Raw genomic sequence first — 15,388 nt, forward strand, 5'->3', positions numbered from 1 at the left:
CACAAGGAGATCGACCCATGGAGCTTGCCGTAGAGAGCATCGACAGCCCCGCGCTGACCAAGGCGCAGCTGGCCGATCTGCTGTTTGACGAAATCGGTTTGAACAAGCGCGAAGCCAAGGACATGGTGGATGCATTTTTCGACCTGATCTCGCAAAAGCTGGTGGACGGCGAAGATGTCAAGCTTTCGGGCTTCGGCAACTTCCAGATCCGCACCAAGGCGCCGCGGCCCGGTCGCAACCCGCGCACCGGCGAGCTGATTCCCATCGCTGCTCGCCGCGTGGTGACCTTCCATGCCAGCAGCAAGCTCAAGGAGCTGATCCAGGGCGAGAGTTCGGGGTCTTAAGTGATTGGCACACGGCTGATGCACTGTCAAGCGGAGCATCGGTCACTGAAGAGCTGACAGTCTTGCGTCGCGCGCGGTGCAAGGTCCTGTCAGCTCTTCGCGCTATATTGCTAGGACTTGCGCAAACAGGAATGCATAGCGGGCATTTCTATCGACAAAACACCGTGCCTGATCCGGATTTGCGCAAGTCGTGAATGCATATCTTTCACCCATTCCTTCATTGACCGCTTGCAACCAGCCATGGCTTCATCTTTGCCAGCAATTCCCGCCAAGCGCTATTTCACCATCGGTGAGGTAGCGGATCTTTGCGACGTCAAGCCTCATGTGCTGCGTTACTGGGAGCAGGAGTTTGTGCAGCTCAAGCCCATGAAGCGTCGTGGCAACCGCCGCTACTACCAGCATCATGAGGTGTTGATGGTGCGTCGCATTCGCGAGCTGCTTTACGAGCAGGGCTTCACCATCAGCGGTGCACGAAATCGTCTGCGCGAACTGGTGACGGGTCACGGCAAAGCAGTCGAGCAGCAGCCGGTGCTTGTGCATCCGGCCCAGCCCCTGCAGGGGGAAGAGCTGGCGCAAAGCCATCTGCTGGCTGCAATGCTGGAGCAGGGCCGTTCGGAGCCTGCCGGTACAATGGGCATTGAAGAGGTCAAAGAGGAGCTTTTGCAGATCAGGGCGCTGCTTTCTCTTTGATGTCGAATTTCTGTGTATAATTCAAGTCTTCGGAATGTAGCGCAGCCTGGTAGCGCACTTGCATGGGGTGCAAGGGGTCGCGAGTTCGAATCCCGCCATTCCGACCAATTAGACAAGGGCTTCTGACTATTCAGTCAGGAGCCCTTTTTCTATTTCAGATCAATTCATTGTCAATTGTTCGATTACGACTTTGACTTTGGATGTAGGCTGATTTCACTTTGTAACGCGTGCACCGCTATGATGGTTGCGGTGCTGGAAGCGGTATTGATTCTTAATTTCTTTGATATAAAGAAGGAATGAAAAGAATTGCCAATTCCCGGCAAAAAATTCGGAGTTCGGCTGGTTGAGTGGTTTTTTGAAACAAATCCTTGCATGCCTTGTGCTAGATTTGCAACTGAATCCATTTGTTTGATGGTGCTGCCAGGAGATCTGCCATCAACGCACGGCTTCGCATGCAGGGTTATGCGTCAAGAACACCGGCCGGAAACCGGAGGCTCCGCCTTGCTATCGTGGAAAGGAAAATCTCCAAATGCGCTGTGTCTAGCCGATAGACGCTCCACAGCCTGTCCGCGCGATTTGTTTGGTCAAGGGATTGGTGATGTCATCCTTTCACCACTGCTAAGTGGTGGGTCGTCAAGCAAAAATAGTGAGTTTTGTCGATCAGGCAACAAGCTTGACCTGACCGTCAGTCTCCTGTGCGGTGTTGGCATGACGCCAAAGGCTGTGAGCACGAGAGTTACAGAATTCCATTTTGCGAGTTCTGAGGCCGTATGCAATGCCTTTTCGGGCAGCAGCGAGCCGATCCGCATTAACAACCAGCTTCCGCGGGAACGATTTGCAGAAGTCGCACCGATTGCTCTCGCCAATTTGTTGGCGGGCTAGGCATCGCATTGCCCGGTCGGAGTCAAACAAGAGGGATAACAATGAAATTCAGTCAGATTGCACAAGTGGTAACCACTCTGGGTGTGGCCTCGTGGGCCATGGGGGGTATGGCTCAGACGACCATGAATGCGCAACAAGCCAACGAGCAGGGTGTTGCACTGCAAAAGGTTGTCGAGCAGGCACTGATGACTCATCCCGAAGTGCAGGCGCGCTTTCAGGATTTCAGTTCGTCCGCTGAGGGTCAGAACGTGGCTCGGGGAGGTTGGCGTCCGCAAGTCACCGCGCAAGGTTGGGTCGGTCGCGAGTGGCGCAGCCATATTCAGGATGCTCCATCGCAGAACTGGAACCGTCCGGGCTGGAACCTGCAACTGCGTCAGCTGATCTTTGATGGCTTCACCACTAGCAGCAATATCCGTCAGTTGGGCTTTGAGAAGCTGGCCAAGTTCTACGATCTGCGCGCCACCACTGAAAATTTGGCCAATGATGTTGTCGCCGCCTATCTGGATGTGCAGCGTTATCGCGAAATGGAGAAGCTGGCCCGTGAAAATTTCGGCACGCACCAGGTGACGCTGGGGCAGTTGCGTGAGCGCCAGCAGTCCGGCGTGGGCCGCGGTGTTGACCTGGAGCAGGCAAGTGGTCGTCTGTCGCTGGCGCAGACCAATCTGATGACCGAGAGCAACAACCTCAACGATGTGCTGCAGCGCTACCGCCGCGTGGTGGGTGAGTATCCTGCGGCCACGCTGGACCCGGTGCCCGATGTGAGTGCCAAGCTGCCTGCTTCCGGGGCGGCCAAGGATTTCGGCGCGTCGCTGCGCGCGAGTCCGCTGCTATTGTCGAAGCAGGCTCTGGTGCAAGCGGCAGAGGCCGGTCAGAAGGCTGCCAAGGGGGCGCATATGCCCAAGCTCGAGCTGCTGGCATCCACGGGGCGTGATCGTGATCAGAACTCGCCGGCCTACTGGGATGTGCAGAGTTCGCGAGTGCAGCTGATGCTGACTTACAACCTGTATCGCGGTGGTGCGGACGAGGCACGCCTGCGTCAGACGATTGCCCAGGGCTATGCCGCACAGGATGTGCGCGATTACACCTGCCGCAACCTCCAGCAGGAGCTGTCGATTACCTGGAACAACATGGCCCGCCTGCGTCAGCAAACGCCGTTCCTGCGTGAGCATGTTCTCTCTACGGCCAAGGTCCGCGTGGCGTATCAGCAGCAATTCAAGATCGGTCAGCGTTCGCTGCTGGATCTGCTCAATACGGAAAACGAGTTGTTCGATGCCCAGCGTGCCCTGGTCAACGCTCAATATGACCTCAAGAAGGCCGAGTACCAGTGGCTGACTTTGTCCAGCCAAATTCTGCCTGTGCTGGGGCTCGCGCAGCCGCATGACGACAGCCGTCCGGATGAGCAGCAGGCACTGAACTTGCCGGATGATCTGCTGCGTAGCTGCAAATCCTCGGTGCCGGACACCAGCAATCTGACGCCTGTGCCTGCCAGCGCAGCGGTTGATCTGGGGGCTCCAGCCCAAGCGCCGGCATCTGGTGCGACGGGCCGCCAGTGATAGCAGGTGGAGTCTGGTGCAGCTTTTAGTGGGAGTTGATGAACAAGATGGATAAAAGCGATTCACCACCGTCGGAGCAGTCCTCCCGGCAGGAGTTGTCGGCACTGGATGCGGATTTCATCCGCGTTCTCGAGGACTTGATTGACGCCTTGCTTGCCAATGGGGCTTTGCGCTTGACGGATCTTCCGCCGCAGGCGCTGGAGAAGCTGAACCAGCGCAAGCAGGCGCGCCAGCGTATGCGTAATTCGCTGGACTTGATTGATGACGACGAAGAGCTTTTATAGGTTGATTGTTGAAGATGACCAGACCAGACTTTGAGCCTTCATTGGCATCGAGCAACGGTACGGATGCGACTCAGAAGGCCGGGCAAGGTTCTTTGCCGGAAGCCGCGGCTGCGGCGGAGCAGGCCGGTCCGGCCTTTCTGGGGGCGCGAAGCTCGGCGCATGCACCGGCCGGGGACTGGCGCATGCCGGCCCATGAGACCCATGCGGATCCCTTGCTGGATTGCCTGGTGCAGCTCACCAACTTGCATGGCAAGCCCTACACCGCGCAGGCACTGAGCAATGGTCTGCCGTTGGTGGATCAGCGCCTGACGCCTTCATTGCTGGCTCGCGCTGCGGCTCGTGCACAGTTCAGCACGCGTATCGTGCAGCGCAGTCTTGACGCCGTTCCTCAGGGCTTGCTGCCGGCAATTTTGATTCTCAATGGAGGCCGTGCCTGTCTGTTGCTCAGAGCGCTGGAGAGCGGTCGCTTCCTGTTGCAGTATCCGGAGTCGGAGAGTCCGGTCGAGGTAGAGGCCCAGGCTTTGCTGCAGGACTACGCGGGGCTGATGTGCTTTGTGCGTCCGCAGTTCCGCTTCGAGCCGCGCTCCGTGCAGCAAGGCATGGAGCCCCGCAGCAGTCACTGGTTCTGGGCGGTGATCCTGGAGAATCGGCGCCTGTACCGCGATGCCTTGCTGGCAGCCGTACTCATCAACGTCTTCGCGCTGGCAATGCCTTTGTTCAGCATGAACGTGTATGACCGGGTGGTGCCCAACAACGCGGTGGAAACATTGTGGGTGTTGGCTATCGGCATTTCTTTGGTGCTGATCTTCAACTTTGTGCTGACGACGACGCGTGCCTATGTTGTGGATGCCGCGAGCAAGCGTGTGGATGTGCAGTTGTCCGCGCAGATCATGGAGCGCGTTCTGGACTTGCGCATGGAGAGCCGACCCGCATCCGTCGGTTCGTTTGCGGCCAATCTGCGCTCGTTTGAGTCGGTCCGTGATTTCATTGCGTCTGCAAGTCTCACGACCTTGGTGGATCTGCCTTTTGTGCTTCTGTTTCTGGTGGCGATTGCATGGGTTTCGCCCTGGATGCTGATTCCGCCTGTGGTGGCGATTGCCGCGATCTTGCTGGTTTCCTTCTGGGCCCAGGCACGCATGGAGAGTCTGACGCTCAAGACCTTTCAGGCTTCGTCTCAGCGCAACGCGCTGCTCGTGGAGTCGCTGACCAATCTGGAGGCGGTCAAGGCGCTCAATGCCCAAAGCGGAGTGCAGCGTTTGTGGGAGAGCTCCACTCAGTACATTGCCTACATGGGGGGCAAGATCAAGTTCATCTCGTCCGGTACGGTGAACTTTGTTCAGACCTTGCAGCAACTGGTCACCATAGCCGTGGTCGTCATCGGCGTGTATCAGGTGCAGGATGCGTCGCTTTCCATGGGTGGCATCATTGCAGCCTCCATGATTGCAGGGCGTTGTCTGGCACCCTTTGGTCAGGTGGCGGGGCTGATGATGCAGTTTCACAATGCGCGCACCTCGCTCAATTCCATTGACAACTATATGAAGATGCCGGTCGAGCACGAAGCTGAGCGCGAATTCGTCTCACGTCCGGATCTGCGTGGCGCCATCGAGTTTCGCAATGTCAGCTTCAGCTATCCGGGAAGCGAGCAGGCCAGTCTTTCGGGAGTGAGCTTTTCGCTCCGACCTGGCGAACGGGTTGGCATCATTGGGCGTATCGGCTCGGGCAAGACCACGCTTGAAAAGCTGGTCTTGGGGCTGTATCAGCCCAGTGAAGGCTCGGTTCTGATCGATGGTATGGATGCCCGCCAGATAGACCCGGTGGATCTGCGGCGGGCCATCGGGCATGTGCCGCAGGACCCGATGCTGTTCTATGGCAGCTTGAAGCACAACCTGCTGGTGGGTGCGCCATTCGCGGATGAGACAGACATGCTGCATGCGGCACGCATCGCGGGTGTGGATGATTTCGCGGCGCGCAATCCCAAGGGCTACGACATGTTGGTTGGCGAGCGGGGCGAGTCACTTTCTGGCGGCCAGCGCCAATCCATTGCTGTCGCTCGTGCCCTGATCAACGACCCGGCCATATTGTTGCTGGACGAGCCCAGCAGCAATCTGGACAACCAGAGCGAGGCACAGCTCAAACGTCGTCTGGAAGAGGCCTCCCAGGGCAAGACCATTTTGCTGGTCACTCATCGCACGGCCTTGTTGACCTTGGTTGACCGGCTGATCGTGATTGATGGCGGCAGAATTGTTGCCGATGGAGCCAAGGATCAGGTGATCGAAGCCCTGAAGCAGGGACGGATTGGTGGAGTAGGAGGGCGAGCATGAGCGAGTCCAAACCCCAAAAAAAGCCGTCGCGCTTCAAGGATGCGCTCAAGGCGCGCTGGACGCGACTGGAGCGATGGCTGCTTGACGGCAGCGAGGTTGTCGGAACGCATCAGCCGGATGACCTCAAGGCCGATGCGCAGTGGGCTGCAGGGCAGCAGCAGGCGCGTGGTTCGCGTCTGTTGATATGGGTATCTTTGGTCACCGTGGTGGTTCTGTTGCTATGGGCTTGCCTGGGTCGCATTGATGAAGTGGTGCGAGGCCAGGGCAAGGTGGTTCCTTCGCGTCAGGTTCAGGTGGTGCAGAGCCTGGATGGCGGTATCGTCAAGGAAATTCTGGTGCACCCCGGCGAGCATGTAGAGCAGGGGCAGGTCATCTTGCGCATCGATCCAACGCGCTACAGTTCGTCCCTGGGCGAGAACAAGGCCGAACTTCTGGCATTGAAGGCCAAGGCCGCGCGTCTTCAGGCCCTGGCATCGGGCGAGCCTTTCAAGGCTCCGGAAGATGTGCAGGCTCTGGCGCCTCAGTTGGTGGAGATGGAGCGGCGCATGTGGGAGAGCCGCTCCCAGGAGCTCAACACCAACGTCAATATTGCGCGTGACCAGTTGCGCCAACGTCAGCAGGAGCTGCGCGAAACGCAGGCCAACCGTGACCAGGCCTCCTCCAGTTGCAGCTTGACGTCCGAAGAGCTTTCGGTGACTCGCCCCTTGCTCAAGAGTGGAGCAGTGTCCGAAGTGGATTTGCTGCGCCTGCAACGCGATGTGGCTCGCTTCTGTGGCGAGGCCAAGGCGGCCGGTGCGCAGATCGGGCGCATTCAGGCTGCGATTCAGGAAGCGGAGCGCAAGATTCAGGAGTCGGAGCTGAATATGCGCAATCAGTCTCGCTCCGAGCTCTCGGAAACCCAGGCCAAACTGGGCACCTTGGAGCAAGGCAAGGTGGCGCTGGAGGATCGCGTCAAGCTGGCCGAAGTGCGCGCACCCGTGCGCGGCACGGTCAACACCTTGATGGCGAATACCGTCGGCGGTGTTGTGCAGCCGGGCAAGGACATCCTGGACATCGTGCCGCTGGATGACACCTTGTTGATGGAAGTGCAGATCAATCCGCGCGACATCGGCTTCCTGCATTTTGGTCAGCAGGCTGAAGTGAAGTTCACTGCCTATGACTTTGCCATCTATGGAGGTCTGCAGGGGAAACTGGAGCAGATCGGTGCCAACACCGTTACCGACGAAAAGGGGAACTCCTTTTATGTCGTGAAGGTGCGCACGGAGAAGGCTCACGTGGGCGATGACTCGCGCCCCATCATTCCTGGTATGCAGGCCGAGGTGCATATCCTCACGGGCAAGCGCACCTTGATGCAGTATCTGCTCAAGCCGATTCTGCGTGCCAAGTCCAATGCCTTGATCGAACGTTAGTTCATGGATCGCCAACAATTACAAAGGAACTCTATGAATGCCTTGCCTGTATTGATGCTGACTCAGGATGCCACGCTGTGGCAGGAATGGCAGCAGATCGCAGGCCCTCAGTGGATGCCTGCGCGCGGCCAGAGTCTGGCCGATTTGCAACGTTGGAAGCAGCAAGGTCGTACCGTGGTGGTGCTGGATGCAGCCCTGCCATCCTTGCCCGAGTCGACAGCGGCCCGCTGGATTGAGCTGCTGAAGGATCTTCAGGTTCTGGTTCTCAGCAACCGCCCCAGCGATGAGGAGGGGCGAAACCTGCTGTCCCGCGGAGCATCGGGCTACGCCCATGCGCAATCGAGCCCGGAGGTGCTGGCACGGATGCTGCAAAGCATGGCTGGCGGCAACATCTGGCTTGGACGTTCTCTGTTGCAGCGCTTGTTGCGCGATGTGGACGCCCGTCTGCCTGAGCATGAGTCGGACTGGGCCGAACCATTGTCTGCACGCGAGCAGGAGGTTGCCCGCTATGCATCGCTGGGTGACAGCAATGCGGAGATTGCCGAACGCATGTCCATCAGCGAGCGTACTGTGCGGGCCCATCTGTCTGCTGTTTTTGAGAAACTGCAGGTACAGGATCGATTGATGCTGACATTGAAGGTTCACGGTATCGGGCGCAAGCAGCTGGCTTGAGCCTGATTTTTGGGTTACTGATGAATACCTAGTCACCTCTTTCCTCTGGAGTGCCTGTTGCTGAAAAGCCTGAAGCCTGCAATATGCAGGCTTCAGGCTTTTTTTGATTTACAGCAGCAGAGATCGAATAAAACAGATCCCGATTGGCTTTGGCGCCAATAGTGCTGTGGGGCCTTGGCTTCTACCATTCAGCTGAAATATTGGAGAGGTGTCTTTGTGCACCTTCACTTTTTAATCTGACTGGATAGGCAGACCCTCATGGCAGCTCAAACCGTTCTCGTTACCAAACTCACTGGCCAGGCTTGGATGCGTGGTTCTGATGGCAATCTGACGGTGCTCCGTGAAGGCATGCGTATTCCCGCTGACGCCGAGATAGTGACGGCTTCCGGCAGCACCGTGCAGTTGCAGGCGGATGGTCAGCCACCGCTGATGGTGGGCGAGAACCAGGATGTGCATCTCACTGCGGACCTGATTCAGCCGCCCACCGTGGAAGAGGCGGCTGTGGCGAGCCCCGCGAATGCGCAGATTGACCAGATCATTGCGGCCATCAATGCCGGCCAGGATCCGTTCGATGAGCTGGATCCCACGGCGGCCACATTGTCGGGCGGCAGCGAGGGTGGCAGCACTTTTGTGCGCCTTTCCAGCATCATTGAGGCGGTGTCGCCGCTGGCGCTGGAGTATGGACGTCCTGTACCAGCGACTACTGTCCTTCCACTTTTTAGTGGGGTGGGCGCTTTGGCGGACAACACGGATCAAGTTACGCCGCCTCAGCCTGTCACAAGCATTCCCCAGGCAAGTGCTGATTCGGGTGTGATCTTCGAAGATGCGGTATCCGCCTTGCAAGGCAATGTGCTCGCCAACGACAAATTGGGCGAAGGGGTCCTCACAGAGCATCGAGTTGTTCTGGTCGGCGCAGATCAAGGGCTGTATGGCAAGATTACCCTCAACTCCGATGGCAGCTACAGCTATCAGCTTGATAGCAGCTTGAATGCTGTGCAGGCATTGGGTGTGGGTGAGACCCTGGTCGAAACTTTTACGTATACCCTGGTCGATAAAGACGGCGCCAGTTCTTCTGCGACATTGACTGTCACCATCGTTGGCACCAACGACGATCCCGTCCTCACCGGTAAGGCCGATGGGGCTTTGGCCGAAGACGGCGTGTCGGTGGTCACCGGCAAGCTCGACGTGGCCGATGTCGACATCACCGATACCCACAGCTGGAGCGTCAGCAACGAAGGTAAGGGCCAGTACGGCAGCTTCTCGGTTGACCAGAACGGCGAGTGGACCTATGTGCTGAACAACGACGATCCCAAGGTCCAGGCCCTGGCCGAAGGTCAGAAGGTCACCGATACCATCACCGTGACCGTCGACGACGGTCACGGCGGCACAGCGACTCAGACCATCACCGTCACCATCACTGGCACCAACGATCTGCCTGTGGTGCCCAATTATCAGCACACCACGCCGGAAGACCAGCCCGTCAGCGGCAAGGTCACTGGCACCGATCCCGATGGGGACACGCTGACCTACACGGTCGACAAGCAGCCCGAGCACGGCAAGCTGGAATTCAATCCGACCACCGGCGAGTACACCTACACGCCGAACGAAAACTATAACGGCCCCGATCAGTTCACGGTCATCGTCGATGACGGCCACGGCGGCAAGACCACTTCCGTCATCGAGATCGGCGTCACCCCGGTCAATGACGCACCGCTGGTTCCCAATTATGAGCATACGACGCCCGAGGAACAGCCCGTTAGCGGCAAGGTCGTCGGCACCGACGTCGACGGCGACAACCTGACCTACACGGTCGACAAGCAGCCGGAGAATGGCACGCTGGTGTTCAACCCGACCACGGGTGAATATACCTACACGCCGAACGAGAATTACAACGGTCCTGACCAGTTCACGGTCATCGTCGACGACGGCAATGGCGGCAAAGCCACCTCGATCATCAATATCGGTGTCACGCCGGTCCTCGACGTACCCACGATTACCGTCTCCGACGCCGGTGACGTGAACGAAGGTTCCTCGGCCACGTTCAACATCAGCCTGCAAAACACGGTCGACCTTGACAAGGACACCACGGTCACGCTCAAGCTGGACGGCCAGATCGAAACGGCCGATCACGGAGCGCCGACGGTCACCATTGGGGGCCAGACCGTCCAGGTCACAGCGAATGCCGACGGCACCTACAGCTTCACGCTTCCCGCTGGCACCACGGGAGGCATCGTTGTCACGGTTCCGACCAACGATGACGCAGTCTTTGAAGGCCGTGAGCAGATGACGCTCACGGCTACCTTGACCGGGGAAACGTCCAGCGGCACGCTGCCGTCCGGTATCTCCGACTCGGGTAGTGCCGTAATCGTCGACACCGAAAGCACGGATCCGGGCAACCCCAATCCGGGCGCTGACGTGCCCAAGCTGGACGTGTCCAACCCCGGCGACGTCAACGAAGGCACCGATGCCACGTTCAACATCACGCTGGACAAGGCCGTCGACGCCGCCACCACCATCACCTTCAAGCTGGGTGGTGACATCGAGTCCGACGATATCGGCACGCCCGTGGTCACCATTGGTGGCACCACGGTCACCCTGGTGAACAACGGCGACGGCACCTACAGCTTCCAGGTCCCGGCCGGCACCACCGGCGGCATCGTGGTCACCGTTCCGACCACCGACGACGCCGTCTTCGAAGGCAGCGGCAGCGAGAAGCTGACCCTCGAAGCCACGCTGAGCGGCAAGACCGCCAGCGGCGTGGATCTGCCCGCCGGCATCACCGACACCGGCAACGCCGCCATCGTCGACAGCCAAGGTCCGGGCGCTGACGTGCCCAAGCTGGATGTAAAGGATGCGGGCGATGTCATCGAAGGCAACGCAGCGAACTTCAACGTCAGCCTGGACAAGGCAGTTGATGCCGAAACCACGCTGACCTTCAAGCTCGGCGGCGAGATCACCGCGGCTGACCATGGTGTTCCCACTGTCAGCATCGGCGGCCAGTCCGTCACCGTCACTGCCAACGCCGACGGCACCTACAGCTTCAAGGTGCCCGCGGGCACCACCGGCGGCATCGTGGTCACGGTTCCGACCACGCCCGACGGCATTTACGAAGGCCGTGAGAGCATGACCTTGACGGCGACGCTGACCGGTGCCACCGCCAGCGGCACCGCGCTGCCCTCGGGCATCACCGATAGCGGCAACGCCGCAATCGTCGACATCAACAAGCCGCCTGTCGTTGGAGATGGAAACACGGCCGTCTCCGAAGAAGGCCTGGCTGGTGGCATCAAAGACAGCAACGGCACATCGGATACGACCGATTCGCCCCAGGCGAACGGCCAACTGTCGATCACCGACGACAACAACGCCACCTACAGCATTACGCTGGTTGCGCCCGCCAATAGCGCCCTGACGTCCCACGGCACGCCCATAGTCTGGGCGCTGTCCGACAATGGACACACGCTGACGGGCCGCGCGGGCGGCACGGACGCCATCGTCATCAAGATCGACGATAACGGCGCCTACAACGTGAAGCTGCTGGCTCCGGTCGACCACCCCGACACCTCGCGTGAAGACACGCTGGGCCTATCGGTCGGCGTCAAGGTGTCGGATGGCGTCAATCCGGCGGTGTCCACCAACATCAACATCACGATCGAGGACGACTCGCCGGTGGTGCAACCGAACGACCCCGTCTCGGTGCAAACCACCAACATCCCTGATGTCTACACGGGCAAGGTGAGCTTCGCTGGTTCCCAGACCAGCACCAACCAGATGAAGATGACCTTCGGCAATGGCGCGATCGAAGTCACGGCCAAGGGCTTCACGTCCAAGTCTGACTTGACGCTGATCGACGCCAATGTCAACCAAAGCAAGACCGGCCTGGGTGTCGCAAGCAAGGATGCGCCGTATCACAACATCGCCAACGAAATCGACTACCGCGTTGGACCGGATGGCAAGGGCGCGTCCGAAGAACTGACCATACGCCTGACTGGTGGCAAGGTTGCCTATGGCGCCACTATCGATTTCGGCGCCATGTACGGCGGCGAGGTGGAAAGCGGCGTCGCGAAGTTCTACCGCAATGGCGTGTTGATCGCCGAACGCACCTTCACCTCCGATCAGAACGGCGGCGACTACGCAGCCAACTTCCGCGTCGAAGAAGGCGGTTTCGACACGATCGTGATTTCGGCCACGGACAACCACAAGGATTCGTCCAGCGACAACAGCGACTTCACCGTCACGGGCATTACCTTCCTGGGTAGCAATACCGTCCAGGCTATCGCCTACGGCGAAGGCACTCTGAACTACGGCTACGGGGCCGACGGCGCAGGCCGTCTGGAGCTGACCGGCGCGGAAGGCGGCCTGAAGACGCGCGACGGCGCGAACATCACGACGACGCTGAGCAACGGCAATCTGATCGAAGGCCGCGACCCGTCGGGCAATCTCATCTTCGAGATGCGCTTGACGCCAGCCACCGGCAAGTGGGAGTTCTATCAATACCAGCCGATGCAAGGCACCGCGGACGGCAAGCTCGATTTCACCTACAAGGTGACGGATGCCGACGGTGACTCCACCGCTGGCCATTTCGAAGTGGCGGGTGTGGAACCTCCTGCTCCCAGCCTCAACATCGAGGACTACAACCTCGCTGCGCCGGGCGCCATCAGCGTGTCGGAAGCTCTGGCCTCCGGCAGCGGCACGTTCACGATCACCGCGAGCGCAGGCCTGAAGTCGCTGACGCTCGATGGCCCGGACAACGCCGACGCAACCCTGACGCTGGACCGTCTGGCCGACCTGGTGAACAATCCGGTCACGCTGACGACCAGCAAAGGCACGCTGACGCTGACCGGATACGACGCCACGACCGGCAAGGTCAGCTACACCTACCAGACCAGCGGCCAGCAGGCGCACACCGGTGACGACACCAACGTGCAGGACCACTTCCAGATTACGGTGGAAGACAAGTTCGGTGGCAAGGCGACGGGCGACCTGGGCGTGCTGATCACCGACACGGCTCCCAGCCTCAAGCCGATCGCCGAAAGCTCGGCGTTGTCTTCGCACGGCACCAACATCATGCTGACGCTGGATACGTCTGGCAGCATGAATTATGGCAGCGGCGTGTACAACGGTTGGACGCAGCTGTCGCGCCTGGCGGTACTGAAGTCCTCGGTCAACAACCTGCTCGACAAGTACGGCGAAGCCGGCGACGTCCGCGTGATGATCGTGGAGTTCAATACCTCAGCCTCGCAGAAGGGCGGCGGCTGGATGTCCCTGGCGGAAGCCAAGGCGCTGGTGAGCGGCCTTGGTTATGGCGGCGGCACCAACTACCAGACCGCGCTGGACACTGCGATGAATGCCTGGAACAACTCCGGCACGGGCAAGCTGGAGGGTGGCAACGTCCAGAACATCTCCTACTTCTTCACCGACGGAGAACCCGATTCGAACCGTTCCGTCAATTCCGCCCAACAGGCGACGTGGGAAAAGTTCCTCGCGGACAACCATATCAACTCTTATGGCATCGGCCTGGGTACTGGCGCCACCGGCGGCTACATCGATCCGATCTCCTATAACCCTGACCGGCCCGCAGACAGCAACACGATCCTCGTGAAGGACCTCAACGGTCTCGACACGGCGATCGAAGGCACCATCGCGCCACCCATCAACGGCGACATCGCCGCGGGCGGCACGCTGGGCGCCGACCTGAGCGGTGCGCGCATCACGCAGCTGGTCATCGAAGGCAAGACGTACAACTACGATGCCGCGACCAACAAGGTGACCGCCACCTCGGGCGCCACGTACAGCTTCGACCCCGCCACGTCCGAACTGACCGTGACCACCGCGCATGGCAAGTTCACGCTTGACATGGCTGGCGACAACCTGGGCAACTACCGCTACGTACCGAAGACGGCCGGCACCGACACCATCCAGTTCACGGTGCAGGACGGCGACGGCGACACGGCGAGTTCCAGCATCACGGTCAACGTGACGGCGCCGGTGTACCAGGCCCCGGATGCGGTGAATGACAAGATCATCACCAACATCATGGGCACGCAGCTCACGGTGCAGTCCGGCGCACTGCTGGCCAACGACGTGCGCGGTACGGGTGCGCTGACTATGGGCCCGCTGACAGTGAATACGGGCTGGGATCAAGGCAAGGACTTCACGCGCAGCACGTTGAGGACCTATGACATCGCCAACAACAAGAACACTAAGGAACTGACGATCGCGCGCAGTGAATTTACGAAAACCGGCGCGGGTACGGACAAGGCCCAACTGGTGGTGAAGGGCTATCTGGACAAAGTTGGCGCTAATAATGGCAACGATCAAGACACTCTATTCATTGCGCTGACCGCCGGTGAAGTGTTGACCTTGGATCACAGTTTCGCCGACCCCAATTGGATCAGGATGGAATACCGTCTGGCCGGCTCGACTGGACCATACACCGTGGTTCCCGATGGAGGTACGATTCCTGTGACTGAGTCGGGCAACTACGAGATCCACATTGTCAACATCCCCGACAATGGGAATGGCACGGGTAACACTAGCGCGGAAAACTATACGCTCACCATGAAGGTCGACTACAGCAACGTCAACCTGGACGGCGCTACCGCGAATAGCTCGTACACCATCCAGACGGCGGACGGCCACAGCGACAGCGCCAACGTCTCGGTTAGCTACCAGTCGGGCAACCACCTGATAGGCACCAACGACGGCGAAATCCTGTTGGCGGGCAATGGCAACGACACGCTGAGTGGCGGCAAGGGCAATGACGTGCTGGTCGGCGGCAAGGGCGATGACACGCTGATTGGTGGTGAAGGAGATGATGTTTTCCTGTGGCTCAAGGGCGATCAGGGAACCACTGCGGCTCCTGCCAAGGATGTGATCAACGACTTCGGCAAGGGCGGCTCCGATACCAACGGCAATGATGTGCTGGACCTGCATGATCTGCTGCAAGGGGAGGAGGGCAGCACGGATCTGTCCAAGTTCCTGAATTTCTCCAAGAGTGGTGCAGATACCGTGCTCAAGGTCTCCACCGATGGAAATTTGGGTGCTACAGGCTCCAACTACGATCAACTGATCACGTTCAAGGGAGTGGATCTCACCGCTGGGCACTCGTTGACCACCACGGCGGATCAGAACGCCTTGATCAAGGAGCTGATCGATCAAGGCAAGCTCAAGATCGACCACAGCTGATAAGCCGCCCCCGGCGAGGTCAGGCAGAAGTCTTGAAATATCAAGTCT

The 15,388-nt window shown here is 59.4% G+C and carries 9 protein-coding genes and 1 tRNA gene; all 10 read left to right on the plus strand.

Annotated features, from left to right (window positions below):
• Positions 1 to 17 precede the first annotated feature (17 nt).
• The 10 genes from EIC84_RS23460 to EIC84_RS23505 all read left to right on the plus strand — a co-directional run bounded on the left by EIC84_RS23460 (position 18) and on the right by EIC84_RS23505 (position 15,340).
• Entirely contained in the window at positions 18 to 344 is a 327-nt protein-coding gene (locus EIC84_RS23460; protein ID WP_003069978.1) for an integration host factor subunit alpha, read from the plus strand.
• Between the two features lie 240 nt (positions 345 to 584).
• Positions 585 to 1,034: a MerR family transcriptional regulator gene (locus EIC84_RS23465; protein WP_003069980.1), complete on the plus strand. Its 450-nt coding sequence runs from the start codon at positions 585 to 587 to the stop codon at positions 1,032 to 1,034.
• A 30-nt stretch (positions 1,035 to 1,064) separates the two neighbouring features.
• Positions 1,065 to 1,141, plus strand: a tRNA-Pro gene (locus tag EIC84_RS23470).
• Between the two features lie 199 nt (positions 1,142 to 1,340).
• On the plus strand, positions 1,341 to 1,916 hold the full coding sequence (locus tag EIC84_RS23475; RefSeq protein WP_131361385.1) for a hypothetical protein: 576 nt from the start codon (positions 1,341 to 1,343) through the stop codon (positions 1,914 to 1,916).
• A gap of 41 nt (positions 1,917 to 1,957) precedes the next feature.
• On the plus strand, positions 1,958 to 3,469 hold the full coding sequence (locus EIC84_RS23480; protein WP_003069982.1) for a TolC family outer membrane protein: 1,512 nt from the start codon (positions 1,958 to 1,960) through the stop codon (positions 3,467 to 3,469).
• Between the two features lie 38 nt (positions 3,470 to 3,507).
• Positions 3,508 to 3,753: a hypothetical protein gene (locus EIC84_RS23485; RefSeq protein WP_003069983.1), complete on the plus strand. Its 246-nt coding sequence runs from the start codon at positions 3,508 to 3,510 to the stop codon at positions 3,751 to 3,753.
• Between the two features lie 182 nt (positions 3,754 to 3,935).
• On the plus strand, positions 3,936 to 6,074 hold the full coding sequence (locus EIC84_RS23490) for a type I secretion system permease/ATPase (RefSeq protein ID WP_050789012.1): 2,139 nt from the start codon (positions 3,936 to 3,938) through the stop codon (positions 6,072 to 6,074).
• The gene (locus tag EIC84_RS23495) at positions 6,071 to 7,483 is read left to right on the plus strand and encodes an HlyD family type I secretion periplasmic adaptor subunit (RefSeq protein WP_003069987.1); all 1,413 of its coding nucleotides are present in this window, start codon (positions 6,071 to 6,073) and stop codon (positions 7,481 to 7,483) included. Before EIC84_RS23490 ends, EIC84_RS23495 begins: the two co-directional genes overlap by 4 nt.
• 33 nt (positions 7,484 to 7,516) lie before the next feature.
• A complete protein-coding gene (locus EIC84_RS23500) occupies positions 7,517 to 8,155 on the plus strand; it encodes a DNA-binding response regulator (RefSeq protein WP_003069989.1) in 639 nt (212 codons plus the stop codon).
• 258 nt (positions 8,156 to 8,413) lie between these two features.
• A complete protein-coding gene (locus EIC84_RS23505; protein WP_134737346.1) occupies positions 8,414 to 15,340 on the plus strand; it encodes a retention module-containing protein in 6,927 nt (2,308 codons plus the stop codon).
• Positions 15,341 to 15,388: the final 48 nt, after the last annotated feature.

Origin of the sequence: Comamonas sp. A23, from assembly GCF_004522605.1 — a bacterium.
GTDB lineage: Bacteria > Pseudomonadota > Gammaproteobacteria > Burkholderiales > Burkholderiaceae_C > Comamonas > Comamonas thiooxydans.

Excerpts from the sequence above, each read along its gene's own strand:
- EIC84_RS23490 (WP_050789012.1), top strand. The coding sequence starts at position 3,936 with ATGCCGGCCCATGAGACCCATGCGGATCCCTTGCTGGATTGCCTGGTG.
- EIC84_RS23500 (WP_003069989.1), top strand. The coding sequence starts at position 7,517 with ATGAATGCCTTGCCTGTATTGATGCTGACTCAGGATGCCACGCTGTGG.
- EIC84_RS23460 (WP_003069978.1), top strand. The coding sequence starts at position 18 with ATGGAGCTTGCCGTAGAGAGCATCGACAGCCCCGCGCTGACCAAGGCG.
- EIC84_RS23465 (WP_003069980.1), top strand. The coding sequence starts at position 585 with ATGGCTTCATCTTTGCCAGCAATTCCCGCCAAGCGCTATTTCACCATC.
- EIC84_RS23480 (WP_003069982.1), top strand. The coding sequence starts at position 1,958 with ATGAAATTCAGTCAGATTGCACAAGTGGTAACCACTCTGGGTGTGGCC.
- EIC84_RS23505 (WP_134737346.1), top strand. The coding sequence starts at position 8,414 with ATGGCAGCTCAAACCGTTCTCGTTACCAAACTCACTGGCCAGGCTTGG.
- EIC84_RS23485 (WP_003069983.1), top strand. The coding sequence starts at position 3,508 with ATGAACAAGATGGATAAAAGCGATTCACCACCGTCGGAGCAGTCCTCC.
- EIC84_RS23495 (WP_003069987.1), top strand. The coding sequence starts at position 6,071 with ATGAGCGAGTCCAAACCCCAAAAAAAGCCGTCGCGCTTCAAGGATGCG.